Source organism: Streptomyces sp. NPDC058664, from assembly GCF_042716635.1.
Lineage (GTDB): Bacteria > Actinomycetota > Actinomycetes > Streptomycetales > Streptomycetaceae > Streptomyces.
The window spans coordinates 1-1,211 of sequence record NZ_JBHXRW010000229.1; the positions used below are offsets into that span (position 1 = coordinate 1).

Annotated in this window: 2 protein-coding genes; both read left to right on the forward strand. The window is 69.9% G+C overall.

From position 1 onward, the window contains the following. Positions 1-24 precede the first annotated feature (24 nt). Entirely contained in the window at positions 25-825 is an 801-nt protein-coding gene (locus ACFWUY_RS41775) for a TOBE domain-containing protein (protein ID WP_384122345.1), read from the forward strand. A gap of 98 nt (positions 826-923) precedes the next feature. Then, positions 924-1,211, forward strand: a 288-nt coding sequence (locus ACFWUY_RS41780) for a LamB/YcsF family protein (RefSeq protein ID WP_384122348.1), incomplete at its 3' end; no start/stop codon positions are given.

Below are 1,211 nucleotides of genomic sequence, written 5' to 3' on the forward strand. Positions count from 1 at the left end.
CTCGACGTCGACGTCGCCCCGGCCATGCGCACCCTGCTCCGCCGCGTCCTGCGCGACGAACCCGCCCGCGCCCACCGCCGCTGCGCCGTCCTGGTCACCCACGACATCATCGACGCCATCACTCTCGCCGACCGACTCGTCGTCCTGGAAGCAGGTCGAATCGTCGAATCCGGCCCGGTCGCCGAGGTGATGTCGCACCCCCGAAACCCCTTCGCTGCCCGGATCGCCGGCCTCAACCTCCTGCGCGGCACCGCCGCCGAGTCGGTGTTGTCGGCCGGTGCTGAGGCTGAACGCGGTGGCCGCACCGTGGCAGGCTGCTCCCCCGGGCACTCAGCTGCCCAACCGGACTCCGGCCCGGCGCCACAGCAGCAGACCAGTTCAGCGACCCATCCCGCCGCCGCCGTCGACGAACCGACCGCCCAGCGGACTCACCCCGGCAGTTCTGCCGGCGAACCGGCTGAACGGCGGACTTACCCCGGCAATCCCGCACCTACTTTCGGCACCGTGTTCGTCGCCGACCTCGGCGTCGACGGTTGCGTAGTCGGTGACTTCATCCCAGGCGCCCCCGCCGCAGCGGTTTTCGCGCCGACCGCGGTGTCGGTGTTCCGCACGAGCCCGGATGGCAGCCCACGCAACGTCTTCACCGTCGACATCACCGAGATCACCGACCGCGGCGGCATCGTCCGAGTCCGCGGCGACGCACCGCAGGCACCGGGCCTGTGCGCGGACCTGACCCCCGCCGCCGTCGCCCAACTCCACCTCACCATCGGCACGCAGGCCTTCTTCGCGGTGAAGGCCACCGAGGTCCGCGTGTACGCCTGCTGAACAGCGCCCCGGTGATAACGGTATGGATCTGTGCGTTCATGCTCGATTCACCGGGGTACCTACCCGGCGAGTGACCCGCGAAGACCGGAGGGCATCGCATGCCGCTGGACCTGAACAGTGATCTGGGCGAAGGCTTCGGCCCGTGGCGGATGGGCGACGATGCCGCCATGCTCGACATCGTGACCAGCGCGAACATCGCGTGTGGTTTCCATGCCGGTGACCCGACCATCATGCGCCGCACGTGCGAGCTGGCGGTGGCGAAGGGAGTGCGGATCGGCGCCCACGTCGGCTACCGCGATCTGGTCGGTTTCGGTCGCCGCGATATCGCCATCGCCCCGGCCGACCTGCGCGACGAGGTCCTGTATCAAATCGGCGCTCTCCAGGCG

What these genes read in the sequence shown, in the direction of transcription:
- ACFWUY_RS41775 (WP_384122345.1), top strand. Translation starts at nt 25, where the DNA reads ATGCGCACCCTGCTCCGCCGCGTCCTGCGCGACGAACCCGCCCGCGCC.